18 protein-coding genes are annotated in these 16,830 nt (G+C 53.4%); 11 read left to right on the top strand and 7 right to left on the bottom strand.

The window, feature by feature from the left end; translation table 11 throughout:
* Positions 1-32 precede the first annotated feature (32 nt).
* A complete protein-coding gene (folM, locus tag AC6I4B_RS11730; protein WP_497771863.1) occupies positions 33-755 on the top strand; it encodes a dihydromonapterin reductase in 723 nt (240 codons plus the stop codon).
* On the opposite strand, the gene AC6I4B_RS11725 is transcribed toward folM, so the two are convergent.
* Positions 752-1,087 carry a GlpM family protein gene (locus AC6I4B_RS11725; protein WP_497771861.1) on the bottom strand — a complete coding sequence of 112 codons (336 nt, stop codon included), beginning with the start codon at positions 1,085-1,087 and terminating at the stop codon, positions 752-754. The two genes, folM and AC6I4B_RS11725, sit on opposite strands and share 4 nt — an antisense overlap.
* A 229-nt stretch (positions 1,088-1,316) precedes the next feature.
* Here AC6I4B_RS11725 and nikA point away from each other — a divergent pair, with 229 nt between their 5' ends.
* The 7 genes from nikA to rstA all read left to right on the top strand — a co-directional run bounded on the left by nikA (position 1,317) and on the right by rstA (position 7,398).
* Positions 1,317-2,888: a nickel ABC transporter substrate-binding protein gene (nikA, locus tag AC6I4B_RS11720; RefSeq protein ID WP_497772122.1), complete on the top strand. Its 1,572-nt coding sequence runs from the start codon at positions 1,317-1,319 to the stop codon at positions 2,886-2,888.
* Positions 2,888-3,832 (top strand): nickel ABC transporter permease subunit NikB, encoded by a 945-nt coding sequence (nikB, locus tag AC6I4B_RS11715; protein WP_497771860.1) that lies wholly within the window; start codon positions 2,888-2,890, stop codon positions 3,830-3,832. Before nikA ends, nikB begins: the two co-directional genes overlap by 1 nt.
* Positions 3,829-4,662 (top strand): nickel ABC transporter permease subunit NikC, encoded by an 834-nt coding sequence (gene nikC / locus AC6I4B_RS11710; protein WP_497771858.1) that lies wholly within the window; start codon positions 3,829-3,831, stop codon positions 4,660-4,662. Before nikB ends, nikC begins: the two co-directional genes overlap by 4 nt.
* A complete protein-coding gene (nikD, locus tag AC6I4B_RS11705) occupies positions 4,662-5,426 on the top strand; it encodes a nickel import ATP-binding protein NikD (RefSeq protein WP_497771857.1) in 765 nt (254 codons plus the stop codon). The genes nikC and nikD overlap by 1 nt, the downstream gene beginning before the upstream one ends.
* A complete protein-coding gene (nikE, locus tag AC6I4B_RS11700; protein ID WP_497771855.1) occupies positions 5,423-6,199 on the top strand; it encodes a nickel import ATP-binding protein NikE in 777 nt (258 codons plus the stop codon). The genes nikD and nikE overlap by 4 nt, the downstream gene beginning before the upstream one ends.
* Positions 6,200-6,210: 11 nt before the next feature.
* Positions 6,211-6,612, top strand: a complete 402-nt coding sequence (nikR, locus tag AC6I4B_RS11695) for a nickel-responsive transcriptional regulator NikR (protein WP_497771854.1) — start codon at positions 6,211-6,213, stop codon at positions 6,610-6,612.
* Positions 6,613-6,678: 66 nt separating this feature from the next.
* Complete coding sequence (gene rstA / locus AC6I4B_RS11690; RefSeq protein ID WP_497771852.1) at positions 6,679-7,398, top strand: two-component system response regulator RstA; 720 nt, start codon at positions 6,679-6,681, stop codon at positions 7,396-7,398.
* 134 nt (positions 7,399-7,532) lie between these two features.
* Here rstA and AC6I4B_RS11685 read toward each other — a convergent pair whose 3' ends face one another.
* Complete coding sequence (locus AC6I4B_RS11685) at positions 7,533-7,862, bottom strand: hypothetical protein (protein ID WP_497771850.1); 330 nt, start codon at positions 7,860-7,862, stop codon at positions 7,533-7,535.
* A 267-nt stretch (positions 7,863-8,129) separates the two neighbouring features.
* Between AC6I4B_RS11685 and AC6I4B_RS11680 the strand changes: the two genes are divergently transcribed.
* The gene (locus AC6I4B_RS11680) at positions 8,130-9,476 is read left to right on the top strand and encodes a cation:dicarboxylate symporter family transporter (RefSeq protein WP_497771848.1); all 1,347 of its coding nucleotides are present in this window, start codon (positions 8,130-8,132) and stop codon (positions 9,474-9,476) included.
* Between the two features lie 11 nt (positions 9,477-9,487).
* Here the strand turns inward: AC6I4B_RS11680 and AC6I4B_RS11675 are convergent, their stop codons facing one another.
* The 3 genes from AC6I4B_RS11675 to AC6I4B_RS11665 form a co-directional block, all read right to left on the bottom strand.
* On the bottom strand, positions 9,488-10,165 hold the full coding sequence (locus AC6I4B_RS11675) for a hypothetical protein (protein ID WP_497771847.1): 678 nt from the start codon (positions 10,163-10,165) through the stop codon (positions 9,488-9,490).
* Between the two features lie 286 nt (positions 10,166-10,451).
* The gene (locus AC6I4B_RS11670; protein WP_497771845.1) at positions 10,452-10,607 is read right to left on the bottom strand and encodes a Hok/Gef family protein; all 156 of its coding nucleotides are present in this window, start codon (positions 10,605-10,607) and stop codon (positions 10,452-10,454) included.
* A gap of 319 nt (positions 10,608-10,926) precedes the next feature.
* A complete protein-coding gene (locus AC6I4B_RS11665) occupies positions 10,927-11,097 on the bottom strand; it encodes a hypothetical protein (protein WP_497771844.1) in 171 nt (56 codons plus the stop codon).
* Between the two features lie 58 nt (positions 11,098-11,155).
* On the opposite strand from AC6I4B_RS11665, the gene rstB reads away from it, so the two are divergent.
* Entirely contained in the window at positions 11,156-12,457 is a 1,302-nt protein-coding gene (rstB, locus tag AC6I4B_RS11660; protein WP_497771842.1) for a two-component system sensor histidine kinase RstB, read from the top strand.
* 84 nt (positions 12,458-12,541) lie between these two features.
* Positions 12,542-13,474, top strand: coding sequence for a DNA replication terminus site-binding protein (gene tus / locus AC6I4B_RS11655; protein WP_497771840.1), 933 nt, complete (start codon positions 12,542-12,544; stop codon positions 13,472-13,474).
* Here the strand turns inward: tus and fumC are convergent.
* Both fumC and fumA read right to left on the bottom strand, forming a co-directional pair.
* A complete protein-coding gene (gene fumC, locus AC6I4B_RS11650) occupies positions 13,471-14,874 on the bottom strand; it encodes a class II fumarate hydratase (RefSeq protein ID WP_497771839.1) in 1,404 nt (467 codons plus the stop codon). The genes tus and fumC overlap by 4 nt on opposite strands.
* 107 nt (positions 14,875-14,981) lie before the next feature.
* Complete coding sequence (gene fumA / locus AC6I4B_RS11645) at positions 14,982-16,628, bottom strand: class I fumarate hydratase FumA (RefSeq protein WP_497771837.1); 1,647 nt, start codon at positions 16,626-16,628, stop codon at positions 14,982-14,984.
* Positions 16,629-16,830 lie beyond the last annotated feature (202 nt).

Raw genomic sequence — 16,830 nt, 5'->3', positions numbered from 1 at the left:
GACCCCATCGTTTTGAACACAAGGAGATAACGATGGGAAAACCGCTGTCACGCCCAATTCTGATAACCGGTGGAGGCCGCCGTATTGGCCTCGCCCTTGCCCACCATTTTCTCACCCAGCAACAGCCGGTGATCCTCAGCTACCGCACCCATTACCCCGCCATTGATGTAATGCAACGGGCGGGCGCAGTTTGCATTCAGGCTGATTTCTCCACGGATGACGGTATTTACGCTTTTGCCGACGCGGTGAAAGCGCGCTGCACTGGCCTGCGCGCAGTGATTCATAACGCCAGCGCCTGGCAGGCGGAAAGCACCAGTACACCGCTAAGTAATGTGCTGCACGAGATGCTGCAAATTCACGTCAATGCCCCTTATTTGCTGAATCACGCGCTGGAAAGCCTGCTGCGCGGTCATGGGCACGCACAGGGCGATATCATTCACTTCACTGATTATGTCGTCGAGCGTGGCAGCGATAAGCACATTGCCTACGCCGCCAGCAAAGCGGCGCTGGACAACATGACCCGCTCGTTCGCCCGCAAGCTCGCCCCAGAGGTAAAAGTTAACGCCATCGCGCCTGCGCTGGTGCTATTTAATGAGCACGACGACGCGGAATATCGCCAGAAAGCGCTCAACAAATCGCTGATGAAAATCGCCGCAGGGGAAAAAGAGATAATCGACCTGGTTGATTATCTGCTTGGTAGCTGTTACGTCACAGGCCGGACCTTTGCGGTCGATGGCGGTAGACCGCTGGTTTAGTGAAAACGCCCCCACAGGAAAATCAGCAGCCAGGCGCTCAGCCCCCAGCACACCACCGCGCCCGCCAGCGCCAACGGCAGGCGCATCATCCCGGTGAAGTACCACAGCGACAACAGGTACAGGAAATACGGGATAATCGACCACATTCCAAACACAATCGTGGCGCGCAGCGCCTCGGTTCCCCGCTCGCTGGCGACAATATAGTGGGCAATCAGCGCAAAAGTCGGAAACAGCGGAATCAGCCCGGCAATGGCATAGTTTTTGGTTTTCGCCAGAATGCCGATTAACACCACTACCAGCGCGCCAAGCAACGCTTTGATTAACAACCCCATTGCATTATTCACCCATCAATAACATATGCAGCCAGCATAACGGAAGTCCCTGAGTTTATGAATGGTTTCCGCCGTATTGGTACAATCAATAAATTAATGAAATGAATAGCACTTTTTACATCATCATTGGTTATTGTTCGATGAATTGATCCAGCACAGCCCAAAAGTATGATGATTCACTACAATCCTCATACTCATTACGTCGTACCTCCTTGTCATTAAGGCCATCATTTTGTCCAGACTCCACCGTAGGCTTGCTGCGCTACTGGTCTGCGCCTCCTTTTTCGCGCATGCCGCTCCCGATGAAATTACCACCGCCTGGCCGGTAAACGTCGGCCCACTGAACCCTCATCTTTACACCCCCAACCAAATGTTTGCCCAAAGCATGGTGTATGAGCCGCTGGTAAAATACCAGGCGGATGGCACGGTAAAACCGTGGCTGGCGACAAGCTGGAGTCATTCGGCGGATGGCAAACGCTGGATTTTCACCCTGCGTGATGATGTGAAATTCTCCAACGGTGAAGCCTTTAACGCCCAGGCGGCAGCGGAGAATTTCCGCGCAGTGCTCGATAACCGCCAGCGCCATGCCTGGCTGGAGCTGGTTAATCAGATTACCGACGTTAAAGCACTCGGCCCGTATCAGTTACAAATCACACTTAAAAGTGCGTACTACCCGTTCCTGCAAGAGCTTGCGCTACCGCGCCCTTTCCGCTTTATCGCGCCGTCACAATTTAAAGAGCATGAAACCCTGCACGGCATTAAAGCGCCTATTGGCACCGGGCCGTGGCAGTTAAAAGAGTCAAAGCTGAACCAGTATGATGTGCTGGTGCGTAACGACCGTTACTGGGGCGAAAAACCGCAGATTCGCCAGGTGATGGTGAAAGTAATCCCGGATCCAACGACCCGCGCCGTGGCGTTTGAAACGGGTGAAATTAACCTGCTTTACGGCAACGAAGGTTTGCTGCCTCTGGACACCTTCGCCCGTTTTAGCCGAAACCCGGCATACCGCACCCAACTGTCGAAACCGATTGAAACCGTTATGCTGGCACTGAACTCTGCCAAAGCGCCTACCAATGAGCTGGCCGTGCGCGAGGCGCTCAATCATGCGGTGAATAAAAAATCGCTCATCGACAACGTGTTGTACGGCACTCAGCAGGTTGCCGACACCCTTTTCGCCCCTACCGTTCCCTACGCCAATATAGGCCTGAAGCCGCGCCAGTATGACCCTCAGCAGGCCAAAGCGCTGCTGGAAAAAGCGGGCTGGACGCTACCCGCAGGCCGCGATATTCGCCAGAAAAACGGCCAACCGCTGCGTATAGAGCTGTCGTTTATTGGCACTGATGCATTAAGCAAATCAATGGCAGAAATTATTCAGGCCGATATGCGCCAGATTGGCGTAGAAGTTGTGTTGGTTGGTGAAGAAGAAAGCAGTATTTATGCCCGCCAGCGCGATGGTCGCTTTGGCATGATTTTCAACCGCACCTGGGGCGCACCGTATGATCCCCATGCCTTTATGAGCTCAATGCGCGTGCCATCACATGCGGATTTCCAGGCCCAACAAGGCTTAGCGGATAAACCGGTGATTGATAACGAAATTGCTGAGGTATTGCAAACTACCGATGAGCACCAGCGCCAGGCGCTGTATCGCGACATTCTGACCCGTTTGCACCAGGATGCCGTCTATTTGCCTATCAGTTATGTATCGATGATGGTCGTCGCCAAACCGGAGCTGGGCGCCATTCCATACGCGCCCGTTGCCTCGGACATTCCGTTTGAACAGATTACACCGGTGAAACCCTGATGTTGCGTTACATAATGCGGCGCATGGCGCTGCTAATCCCGATGATTTTTGCCGCCTCGGTGATTATCTTTTTGCTGCTGCGTTGGGGAACCGGCGACCCGGCACTTGATTATTTGCGCTTATCTAACCTGCCGCCCACGCCGGAGATGGTAGCCTCGACCCGCATTATGCTGGGGTTGAACCAGCCACTGATTGCGCAATACGGCCATTGGCTGTGGCGGGCGCTGCACCTTGATTTTGGCATTTCGTTTGCCACCCAACGCCCGGTGCTGGATGACATGCTCAACTTCCTGCCCGCCACGCTTGAGCTGGCGGGCGCGGCGCTGGTGCTTATCCTGCTCACCTCCGTGCCGTTGGGCATTTGGGCGGCGCGCCACCGCGACCGGCTACCGGATTTTATCGTTCGCCTTATCGCGTTTCTTGGTGTGTCGATGCCCAATTTCTGGCTCGCGTTTCTGCTGGTAATGCTGTTCTCGGTGTGGCTGAAATGGCTACCGGCGATGGGCTACGGCGGCTGGCAGCACATCCTGCTGCCAGCGGTGTCGATTGCGTTTATGTCTCTGGCGATTAACGCCCGCCTGCTGCGCGCCAGTATGCTGGAAGTCGCCGGACAACGGCACGTGACCTGGGCGCGTTTGCGCGGCCTGAGCGAGAAACAAACCGAGCGCCACCATATTCTGCGTAACGCTTCGCTGCCGATGATCACCGCTGTCGGGATGCATATTGGTGAATTGATTGGCGGCACAATGATTATCGAAAATATCTTTGCCTGGCCGGGCGTCGGGCGCTACGCCGTCTCAGCGATTTTTAACCGCGACTATCCGGTTATCCAATGTTTCACCCTGATGATGGTGGTCGTTTTTGCGGTTTGTAACCTGACTGTTGACCTGCTAAACGCCGCGCTCGACCCACGCATCCGTCGTCATGAAGGAGCGCATTCGTGAACTTTTTCCTTAATGCTCGCGGCTCCGTTCGCCTGGCGTTAATGATTATCGCCCTGCTGGCGTTAATCGCCCTCACCAGCCAGTGGTGGCTGCCGTATGACGCACAGGCCATTAACCTGTCGTCGCGCCTGCTTTCGCCTAATAGCCAGCATTGGCTGGGCACGGATCACCTGGGGCGCGACATCTTCTCACGCCTGATGGCGGCGACCCGCGTCTCTTTAGGCTCAGTGATGGCCTGCCTGTTACTGGTTTTAGCGCTGGGGCTTCTTATCGGCGGTTGTGCCGGACTGATGGGCGGACGAGTGGATCAAGCCACCATGCGCGTCGCCGACATGTTTATGACCTTCCCGACGTCGATATTGTCGTTTTTTATGGTTGGCGTACTGGGAACGGGGCTGACCAACGTGATCCTCGCCATCGCCCTGTCGCACTGGGCGTGGTATGCGCGCATGGTGCGAAGCCTGGTGATTTCTCTACGCCAGCGTGAATTTGTGCTCGCCTCCCGGCTTGCTGGTGCGGGGCATATTCGGCTATTTATCGACCATTTAGCCGGTGCGATAGTACCGTCGCTGCTGGTGCTGGCAACGCTGGATATCGGCCATATGATGCTGCATGTGGCGGGGATGTCGTTTCTTGGACTTGGCGTCACCGCGCCCACCGCCGAATGGGGCGTGATGATTAACGATGCGCGGCAGTACATCTGGACGCAGCCGTTACAAATGTTCTGGCCGGGGCTGGCGCTGTTTATCAGTGTGATGGCCTTCAACCTGCTGGGCGATGCCCTGCGCGACCATCTTGACCCTCATCTGGTGACGGAGCACAACCACTGATGCCGCAACAGATTGAATTGCAAAATATTACGTTACAGGCAAGTGAACCACTGGTACGCGGCGTGTCGCTGACGTTGAAACGCGGTCGCGTGCTGGCATTAGTTGGCGGTAGCGGTAGCGGGAAATCCCTCACCTGCGCGGCAGCGTTGGGGATTTTACCACCCGGCGTTCGCCAGACGGCGGGCGTTATCCGCGCAGCGGGGGAAGCCGTTTCCCCAGGCGACCTGCGCGGCAAAACTATCGCCACGATTATGCAAAACCCGCGCAGCGCCTTTAATCCGCTGCACACCATGGCGACCCACGCGCGAGAAACATGCCAGGCGTTGGGGAAACGTGCCGATGATGCCGCACTTATCGCAGCGTTAAAAGCCGTTGGGCTGGAGAGTGCCGAGCGTGTTCTCAAACTGTACCCATTTGAGATGAGCGGTGGCATGTTGCAGCGGATGATGATTGCGCTGGCGGTGCTAGCCGATGCGCCATTTATCATCGCCGATGAACCAACGACCGACCTCGATGTGGTGGCACAGGCGCGTATTCTTAATCTGCTGGAAACCATGATGCAGCGCCGCGCGCCCGGTATGCTGTTAGTGACTCACGATATGGGCGTGGTTGCCCGCCTGGCGGATGATGTCGCAGTGATGGATAACGGGAAAATTGTGGAATACGGTGAGGCCAGCACGCTGTTCCGCACTCCCGAACATCCGGTAACACGTAGCCTGGTCGCCGCGCATCTCTCGTTGTATGGCCTGGAGCTGGAATCATGACATTACTCAGCGTTACCGACGTTTCACACCATTACCCCCACGCAGGCCAGGTGCTGAAAAGCGTTTCATTGCAGCTCAAAAGTGGCGAAACCGTGGCATTACTGGGGCGCAGCGGCTGCGGAAAAAGCACGCTCGCACGCTTGTTGGTCAACCTCGAATCACCCGCGCAAGGTTGCATAAGCTGGCGTAGTCAGGCGCTTTCGCAGCTTAATCGAGCGCAGCACAAAGCGTTTCGCCGTGATATTCAGTTGGTATTCCAGGATTCGATCAGCGCAGTAAACCCACGGAAAACGGTGCATGAAATTTTACGCGAACCGATGCGCCACCTACTGTCATTGAAAAAAGCAGAGCAGTTAACCCGCGCCCGTGAAATGCTGCACGCCGTTGACCTCGACGACAGCGTACTCGCTAAACGCCCCTCACAGCTTAGCGGCGGGCAGCTTCAGCGAGTATGTCTGGCGCGAGCGCTGGTGGTAGAGCCGCAATTGTTGATTCTCGATGAAGCGGTTTCTAACCTCGATTTAGTATTACAGGCCGGAGTTATCCGCCTGCTTAAAAAACTGCAACAGCAGTTTGGAACGGCTTGCCTGTTTATCACTCATGATTTACGTCTTGTGGAACGTTTTTGCCAACGGGTAATGGTGATGGAGGCCGGTGAAATTATTGAAACTACCACCGTTGACGACGGTATGACGCTGCTCTCTACGGCCGGACGTGAATTACAAAATGCGGTACTTCCCGCCTTCCCCGTGCGTCGCCGCACCAAACAATAAGGTTTGCGCAAATGCAACGAGTTACCATTACTCTTGATGATGATTTACTGGCTACGCTCGACGGCTTAAGCCAGCGTCGCGGCTACCATAACCGCTCTGAAGCCCTCCGCGATATCCTGCGCGGAGCACTGGCACAGGAAAGCGCTCAGGAGCATGGCACACAGGGTTTCGCGGTGCTCTCTTACGTTTATGAACATGAGAAACGCGATTTGGCCAACCGCCTGGTATCTAACCATCATCATCACCACGATTTATCGGTTGCGACGCTACACGTACACATTAATCACGATGACTGCCTGGAAATTGCGGTACTGAAAGGCGATATGGGCGAGGTGCAGCATTTCGCTGACGATGTGATTGCCCAGCGTGGCGTGCGCCACGGCCATTTACAGTGCCTGCCGGATATTCGCTAACTTGTCTCTGGGCGTTAGCCTTATTTTTCTGTATCGTTACTCTTTTGCCTGCCTGTGCGTAAAGTAATGAATAAGATCGTTTATGTTGAGGATGATCCTGATGTCGGGGCGTTGATCGCTGCGTATCTGGGAAAGCATGATATGGATGTGATCGTCGAGCCTCGCGGTGACAATGCCGAGGCAACGATTGCGCGCGAACAGCCCGATCTCGTCTTGCTGGATATTATGTTGCCGGGAAAAGACGGCATGACATTGTGCCGTGATCTGCGTGGCCAATGGCAAGGGCCGATTGTACTGCTCACCTCGCTCGATAGCGACATGAACCATATTTTGTCGCTGGAAATGGGTGCAAATGATTACATTCTCAAAACCACCCCGCCCGCCGTACTGCTGGCGCGTCTGCGTTTGCATTTGCGCCAACGCCCTACCGCCAGCGGCGGTGCGTTAACTCCGCAGCCCACTCTGACACCGCACAAAGCTCTGCGTTTTGGCGCCTTGTCGATTGACCCCGTTAACCGCCAGGTGCTACTCAGCGGTGAAATCGTGGCACTTTCAACCGCCGATTTTGATCTTCTGTGGGAACTGGCGACCCATGCTGGGCAAATTATGGACCGCGATGCGCTGTTAAAAAACCTGCGCGGCGTGAGCTACGACGGGATGGATCGCAGCGTTGACGTGGCTATTTCACGGCTGCGTAAAAAACTGCTCGATAGCGCCACAGAGCCGTACCGCATTAAAACGGTGCGCAATAAAGGCTATCTTTTCGCCCCCCACGCCTGGGAATAGCAGGACACCCAACAGAATATTATGCTGGCTGTAAAAATATAACCCTCGAGAACGCGCTCACCCAGTCATTCAAAAACATTAATATTATGCTGCCGAGCGTATGATTATTCATCATTCGGCAGCATTTTATAAAATCACCGTGTCATTTGCTGTTCGACGTGTTGCCTTTGTAGCCAGAATGCCTCCTGGCAGGCATTGTGAAACTGTTTTTTCAACGGGCGGATCGTCTGCCCACAGGCATCGACAATCTCCCATAAGATCCAACACTCTGGGCAAACGTCCTCTGTTTCAGCCACCAGCTCATTTTCTCTTATGCAGCGCAGCGTAACGCCACTGTCATGCCGCCAAAGTGAATAATGGCTTTCAACTTCGGCTAGCAGATCTTTTTCCTGTCGCTGTTCCAGGCACACCACTGCCGTATTATTTTTAACCGCGCGAATGTAGAAGGCTAAATCCGTCATCATCTCTTTTCTTCAGCAAGGGGAATGCGAGTAATACATCTCACTTACTCATGCAGCATCTTATTCACAATACCGCTAAAAGTGCTGAGTTACAGCGCAAAACCTGCGCTTAATAACGGAATTGTTGTTAACCCACACTTTTTGTCTGTATTTGGCGTCAATTTTCCTTATAATCCGCTGCGGTGCCATTGCCCACAGGGCGATAGGTTAATTAGCAGAAACCACTCTTTCCGGCATTTCAGGTGCTGAATGGGGCAAGAGGCTTACAAGATGTTCACTACTCTCGCATATATTGCGCTTTTTTTGATCTGCTCTTTGGGCATATTCAAAATAGACCAACGCAGCCAATCTCTTTCTAAATCCGTATTCATCGCCATTTTCCTCGGCGCAGCCATCGGGCTTTCCTTACACTTTATCTCGGCCAGCAGCAGTAAAACCGTTATTGAATGGTATAGCGTCATCGGCAACGGCTACGTTAATTTATTAAAACTGGTCGCTATTCCGCTTATCTTCATTTCGATTCTTTCTGCCATCAATAAACTCGAAAATAACGCGGGCATTGGTAAAATGTCGCTGACCATTGTCGCCTGTATGCTGATACTGGTGATGGTGGCAGGTTTTGTCGGCCTGTTGACCGCCCATACCATTGGCCTGGACGCCAGCGCTTTCGGTCATATGCAGTCTACGCTGACTGCTGACGATGTCAGCAAAACCGCCGCCGTGTCATTGCCGCAACTGGTTACCTCCCTGATTCCAACCAATGTTTTCCTCGACCTGACCGGCGCACGAAGCGTCTCGGTTATCGGGATTGTGATATTTACCCTACTGGCTGGGGTCGCGTTATTAAAAGTCAAAAAAGATGCGCCTGAAGAAGGGGCAAAATTAAGCGCCGGGATTAACGCCATCCAGATTTGGGTGATGAAGATGGTACGAATTGTGATTGCGTTGACCCCATACGGGGTGCTGGCGTTAATGGCGAAAGTATTCTCATCCTACCAGTTAGAACAATTTGCCAGTCTGTTGGGCTTTATTGCCGCCTGTTATCTGGCGGTGGCGATGATGTTTATCGTTCATGCTATTTTGCTGGTGCTGAGTGGCCACAACCCTATTCAGTATTATAAAACCGTATGGCCGGTGCTGACCTTCGCATTTGCCTCACGCAGCAGCGGCGCGGCTATTCCGCTAGCTATCTCGGCGCAGGAAAAATTTGGTGTGCCAAGCACTATTGCCAATATTGCCGCATCGTTTGGTTCCAGCATGGGGCAAAATGGCTGTGCCGGTATTTATCCGGCGATTATGGTTGCGATGATTGCGCCAACCATGGGGATTGATCCATTGTCATTCCACTTCCTGGCCACCCTATTGCCAGCCATTGCGCTTGGTTCTATTGGCGTAGCGGGCGTGGGCGGCGGCGGGACATTTGCCGCCCTGATTGTGCTGTCAACGCTAAACTTCCCGGTGGCGCTGGTTGGTATCTTTATCGCCATTGAGCCAATCGTCGATATGGCGCGTACCGCGCTCAACGTAAACGGCTCGATGATGTCAGGCGTGATTGCCAGCCGTATCCTGGCGAAAAAAACCGCCGCAGAGCAGCAAAGCGTCACCAGCAATCAATAATGATCGGCTCCTCAGTGCCCTGAACGCTGAGGAGCTTGCCCTGTCTTTTCATAATGCATTGTTGAATTCACGCACACCGAAACAATATTCTCCCCACTTTTATCCGCCCGCATAAAATAATACGTCACCAGAAATAGCCCAATCATAAAGGGAAATTCGTACAGTTCTTCCATCAGGTCGGTATACTGCGGATCACGCACAAATAACGGTGCCAGCAGACGATGATGTTCAACGGTATCCGCAATTAAAAATGTCACTACCGTAACCCCCAGCATCCATACAGGAATAGAAACTTCTCGCACCCGACGTGTTATTTCTTTGCGTAATGGTATAGAAAGCAGCGACAACAGCAGACTCCCTACCATAATAACTGAAACCGTTTTAAATATTCCATGCGGCAATTCAGGAAAGTAAGCCCGTCCCCAACTGATGCTACGCCCTAACAGTACCAACCACCATAGCGCCGCCCACAGCCAGAATTGTTTTCCGCCCTCAGGTCTTGAAAGCGGTCTGATATACCACAGGGTAAACAGCGCCCCAAACAGCAACCACAACGCCTGACCGTTTTCTATTTGTGTTACTACCGCACCATTTAACAGCGGGAAATGCCAATAGGCCACCAACGGAAATAACGTAGACAACACAGCCAAAACCACAACGGATGCCGTTACATGGGTATCGAATTTCATATTACTGATCCAAGTTAAGGATTGACTTACAATAGTAAAATTTAATGTTTTCCCAGCATTAGCATCGGATGCTATTTCCTTAAGGTTATCTTAATGTTCGCATATATTGCTAAAAATGGCCGTCATACAGGCTCGCTGCGGGTTTAACAGATACCACATGGTCATTTACATGAGCGGTAAACATTATCCCGAAGAATTTGAAATTGTTTAGGAATTTATAAAGGGAGCGGGTGCATTGAGAATACCTGACACACCAGAATGGCGGGGGTTGCTCCCCGCCTGTCTCTTACTTAACAGATTCGTAGGCTGTGAAGACAGCGACCTCCGTCTGACCGGTTCGGATTCGCACCTCGCAGAGGTCTTTCCTCGTTACCAGCGCCGCCATGACGGCGGTGATACAGATGACGATAAGCGCGATTAACATCGCCCTTTGCTGCTTCATAGCCTACTCTCCTTGACCCGGAGGGTCGTAAGAGGCTAATCTAATGTTGTGAAGCATAGATATGGCCTCGGTAAATGTTAAGCGTCTTGCTGGACGCTGAATGTTTCCGGGGCTTTTCTCTATCTGCCTTTCGGCAATTGCCTGAGACAGATAGTCTCAAGCACCCGCCGCGATTCTACACCCTGACGGTTAAAATCAGCAGTCAGAAAACAAACCCCACCATGATTTCGGAAATCACCAGAACATAATGCCTGCTCAAGCGGTCAGAAATTTGACCGTTTTTGATTAAATTAATAGTTAGCTGCAGCGCCCACCGCAATCAATACATCGCCCATTGCCAGCCGGTGCAAACCCTGCTTTCATAGCAAGCCAACTGAGCCATAACAATGCGGAAGTGGTGTATACCGTCTATTCTGCCTGGGGACATGCGCTTGATGAGGATCTGATTAGGTTTTTGAATCAGAGGATTGGCGGCGGCGACAATGCCCATGCCGTGCCTCCAGGCTACATCAAAACATATTTAATGCATTGATTTTTCGGTGAATTTAATGAAAAAGCTGTTTGTGCAGTTTTATCTGCTGCTGTTTGTCTGCTTTCTGGTGATGACCATGCTCGTTGGCCTGGTCTACAAATTTACCGCCGAACGTGCTGGCCGCCAGTCGCTGGATGACCTGATGAAAAGCTCGCTGTATTTAATGCGCAGCGAGCTACGCGAAATCCCGCCGCGTAACTGGAGTAAAACGCTCAACGAGCTGGATTTAAACCTCTCTTTCGATCTGCGCATTGAGCCACTGAGCAAATTCCAACTGGCGGATAGTGCAATGCAGCACCTGCGCGCCGGTGATATTGTCGCCCTTGATGACCAGTACACGTTTATTCAGCGTATTCCACGTAGCCATTACGTGTTGGCGGTAGGCCCCGTGCCCTATCTCTACTTTATGCATGAGATGCGCCTGCTGGATATTGCGCTGATGGCGTTTATCGCCATTTCACTCGCCTTCCCGGTGTTTATCTGGATGCGACCGCACTGGCAAGATATGTTGCGTCTGGAGAGCGCCGCCCAGCGTTTTGGTGAGGGTCACCTGGGCGAACGCATTCACTTTGACAGCATGTCGAGCTTTGAGCGATTAGGCGTCGCGTTTAACCAAATGGCCGATAACATTAATGCGTTGATCGCCAGTAAAAAACAGCTGATTGACGGTATCGCCCACGAGTTACGCACGCCACTGGTGCGTTTGCGTTATCGACTGGAAATGAGCGAGAACCTGACCGAGGCTGAGTCACTGGCGCTGAACCGTGATATTGGCCAGCTAGAAGCGCTGATTGAGGAGTTGCTAACCTACGCTCGCCTCGACCGTCCACAAACCGAGCTGTCGCTGACTACACCCGATCTCCCGCGCTGGATTGCCGCGCACGTCGATGATGTGCAGTCGGTAAACCCGCAGCGCGAGGTGTCCATTGGGCAACTCAGCCAAGGAGATTACGGTGCGCTGGATATGCGCCTGATGGAGCGAGTGTTGGATAACTTAGTCAACAACGCCATGCGCTATAGCCAGACCAAAATTCAAATAAGCCTGACCCTTAGCGGCAGCCAGGCCTGCCTGCGCGTAGAGGACGATGGCCCCGGCATTGCCGCCAGCGAGCGTGAACGCGTCTTTGAACCGTTTGTCCGCCTTGACCCTAGCCGTGATCGGGCAACCGGCGGCTGCGGCTTAGGGCTGGCGATCGTTCACTCTATTGCCGTCGCGATGGGTGGGCAAGCCAGTTGCGACAGCAGCCCACTTGGCGGGGCGAGCTTTAGCCTCACCTGGCCTGTTTACCATCATATCTCCCTGCCCGCAGCTAGCTGACTGCGGTTTGCACGGTACTTAATCCCGGCGTATGATAAAAAGACATTTAGTATGTTGTAACTAAATACATGCAAGGAGATACCGATGGCCAGTTATGATCTCGTCGAGCGCTTGACCGGGACTTTTCGCCAGCTTGAACACAACCTACTGGCGCTGCGAGATGAACTCTCCGCCTGTCGTCTGCTAACGGCACGTATTTTTGAGTTGCCGGAAGTCAAAAAAACCACAGAACATGCCCCGCTATCGCAAATTCAGGTCGTGCAGCACGTAGGGCAAACTGCGTTTAGTATGGCGCTGCAACACTTTAACCATCTGTTTATTCAGCAACAGTCGGAAAACCGCAGCAGCAAAGCAGCCGTGCGTCTGCCCGGCGCCATTTGCCTCCAGGCGAGCGAAGAACAACATCATGCGCTGACTCAACGTGTGCAACACATCAACGACCTGAAAGCCGAACTGGAGCAGATTATTACTGTCGACTCCGGCCTACCGCCGGTTGCCCGATTTGAGTGGGTGCACCGTTATATTCCAGGGCTGATTACCCTCAATGCCTATCGTTCGCTAACCCTGCTGTCAGACCCCAGCACGCTACGTTTTGGCTGGGCTAACAAACATATTATTAAGAATCTGACCCGTGACGATGTGCTCGCGCAGTTGGAAAAAAGCCTGAAATCACCGCGCGCCGTGCCGCCGTGGACGCGAGAGCAGTGGCAGGCCAAACTTGAGAGAGAGTATCAGGATATTGCCGCTTTGCCGCAAAACGCGAAGCTCAAAATTAAGCGACCGGTGAAAGTGCAGCCGATCGCCCGCGTGTGGTTTGCCGGTGAACAAAAGCAGGTACAATATGCCTGCCCTAGCCCATTAATCGCAGTCATTTCCGGGCGTAAAGGCGTGAGTGTGCCCGACGTGGGCGAGCTACTGAATTACGATGCCGATAACGTTCAGCATCGGCATAAACCCGAGGCGCAGCCGCTACAGCTAATGATTCCACGGCTGCACCTGTGGCTGGCGGCGGATTAAGCGCCGCTAATCTGGCTGCCGACCATATCCTGCGGGCGTACCCAGCGGTCAAACTCGTCGGCAGTGAGATACCCTAACGCCAGCGCCGCGTTCTTCAACGTCAGCCCCTCTTTGTGCGCTTTTTTGGCAATCTCCGCCGCTTTGTCGTAGCCAATGTGGGTATTGAGCGCCGTGACCAGCATCAACGACTCATTGAGCAGTTGGTCAATGCGCTCACGATTCGGCTCGATACCTACCGCACAATGGCGGTTAAAGCTGTCCATACCGTCCGCCAGCAGGCGGATAGACTGAAGAACGTTGTGAATAATCATGGGCCGGTAAACGTTAAGTTCAAAGTTACCGGACGCCCCGCCCATATTGACCGCCACATCGTTGCCCATCACCTGGCAGCACAGCATTGTCACCGCTTCGCACTGCGTCGGGTTGACTTTGCCTGGCATGATAGACGACCCTGGTTCGTTTTCTGGAATTGCCAGTTCGCCAATCCCACAACGCGGCCCGGATGCCAGCCAGCGCACGTCGTTGGCGATTTTCATCATCGATGCCGCCAGCCCTTTGAGCGCGCCGTGGGCATGAACCAGCGCATCGCAGGTTGCCAGCGCTTCAAATTTGTTCGGAGCCGTCACAAACGGTTGTCCGGTAAAACTGGCCAACTCCTGCGCGACGCGCACCGCATATTCAGGATGGGTGTTCAACCCAGTACCTACCGCAGTGCCCCCTAATGCCAGCTCGCACAGGTGCGGCAGGCTCTGTTCAAGATGGCGGCGGTTATGCTCAAGCATCGCCACCCAACCGGAAAACTCCTGCCCCAGCGTGAGTGGCGTGGCATCCTGAAGATGCGTGCGGCCAATTTTGACGATATCGCGGAAGCGCTCAGCTTTCTGGCGCAGGGTTTCTTGCAGCGTCGTCAACTGCGGTAACAGGTGTTCACGCAACGCAATCACCGCCGCAACGTGCATCGCCGTCGGGAACACATCGTTAGAGCTTTGGCTTTTATTCACGTCATCGTTAGGGTGCACCCGCCGCGACATACCGCGTTCACCGCCCAGCAGTTCACTGGCGCGGTTAGCCAGCACCTCATTCATGTTCATGTTGCTTTGCGTACCGGAACCGGTTTGCCAGATAGCCAGCGGAAACTCATTCGGATGCTGGTTATCCAACACTTCATCGGCGGCGGCGATAATGGCCCGCGCCTTTTCGGCCTCCAGCAGGCCTAAATCCTGATTTACCTTAGCCGCCGCGCGCTTGGTAAGCGCCAGAGCGTGAATCAGCGAAAGCGGCATTTTCTCCGTTGAAATACGAAAATGCTCCAACGAGCGTTGGGTTTGTGCGCCCCACAGTTGGTTAGCCGGAACCTCGATTGGCCCCATAGAATCGCTTTCGCGGCGTGACGTTGTCATTACTATCTCCTTGAACTCAAAGTGAATATGAAGTGACATTGCTCATGCGAGAGTAAGATAAGTATGGACTTATAAAGTAAAAACCGCCCCGAAAGGCGGCTGAAGGGTTATTTCACACAGCGGGCGCACTGCGACGCCTGAATCTGTTGGAAGAAGTCGTTACCTTTGTCATCGACAAGGATAAACGCCGGGAAGTCTTCCACTTCAATTTTCCAGATGGCTTCCATCCCCAGTTCGGGGTATTCGACGCATTCAAGGCTCTTGATACTGCTTTGCGCCAGCACCGCCGCTGGCCCGCCGATGCTGCCGAGGTAGAAGCCACCGTGTTTGTGGCATGCGTCGGTCACTTGTTGGCTACGGTTGCCTTTCGCCAGCATGATCATACTGCCGCCTGCGGATTGCAGTTGGTCAACGTAGGAGTCCATACGCCCTGCGGTGGTTGGGCCAAGTGAACCAGAGGCATAGCCTTCTGGCGTTTTGGCCGGCCCTGCGTAGTAGATAGGGTGATCTTTAATGTACTGCGGCAGGCCTTCGCCGTTGTCCATCCGCTCTTTTAACTTCGCGTGGGCGATATCGCGACCGACAATAATCGTGCCGCTCAGCGATAAACGGGTAGACACAGGATACTGCGACAACTGCTTGAGGATTTCGCTCATTGGGCGGTTGAGGTCAACGTTAACCGCTTCACCCTCGCCCGCTTTGCGCAGCGATTCTGGAATGTATTTGCCTGGGTTATTTTCCAGTTTTTCCAGCCAGATACCGTGGCGGTTAATCTTGGCCTTGATATTGCGGTCAGCCGAGCAAGAAACGCCCATCCCCACCGGGCACGATGCGCCGTGGCGCGGCAGACGGACAACGCGGATATCGTGAGCAAAATATTTGCCGCCGAACTGTGCGCCCAGCCCCAGATTTTGCGCTTCTTCGAGCAGTTCTTTTTCCAGTTGAATGTCGCGGAATGCCTGGCCGTGTTCATTACCTTCGGTCGGCAGACCGTCGTAATACTTGGTCGAAGCCAGCTTAACGGTTTTCAGCGTGGTTTCTGCAGAAGTGCCGCCAATCACAAAGGCGATGTGGTACGGCGGGCAAGCGGCCGTGCCCAGGGTGCGCATTTTCTCTACCAGATAGTTTTTCAGTTTCGTCGGCGTAATCAGCGCTTTGGTTTCCTGGTACAGATAGGTTTTGTTCGCCGACCCGCCGCCTTTGGCGATGCAAAGGAATTTGTACTCGTCGCCATCGACGCTGTAGAGGTCAATCTGTGCAGGCAGGTTAGTACCGGTGTTCACCTCTTTGTACATGTCCAGCGGTGCGTTCTGCGAGTAGCGCAGGTTATCTTCAATGAAAGTGTCGTAAATACCCCGCGCCAACGCGGCTTCATCGCCACCGCCCGTCCACACGCGCTGGCCTTTTTTGCCGACAATAATCGCCGTACCGGTGTCCTGGCAGGTAGGCAAAATGCCTTTGGCGGCGATATCGGAGTTACGCAGGAATTGCAGCGCCACGTACTTGTCGTTTTCGCTGGCTTCCGGGTCGTTGAGGATATCCGCCACCTGCTGCTGATGCGCGGGACGGAGCATGAAAGAGGCATCGTGGAAGGCGTGTTTGGCGAGAAGCGTCAGCGCTTGCGGGGCAACTTTGAGGACTTCCTGCCCTTCAAATTCTGCGACACAAACGTAGTCGTTACTCAACAGATAGTATTCGGTGTCATCTTTTTTTAACGGAAAAGGATCCTGATAGTAAAAAGGTTTGTTCGACATTGTGCTCTCACTGACTGCTTTGATGATGTTGTATTAGGGCGGTCTTTCCATTTGCCCGGCTATCTCTGTCAGGCATGGCGTTGCATGTCTGACGGGGATTAAAGCGAGTTACCATATCGTACACAATTTTTTAACAAAAACTGAGACAAGGACGACTTTTTATTTCTCCAGCATACGTCGCCGCATTTTTTTGCTTTAATAC

Source organism: Kluyvera fluvialis (assembly GCF_059725275.1).
The sequence above is the reverse complement of the archived record's forward strand: the minus strand, read 5'-3'. Positions and strand labels throughout refer to the sequence as shown.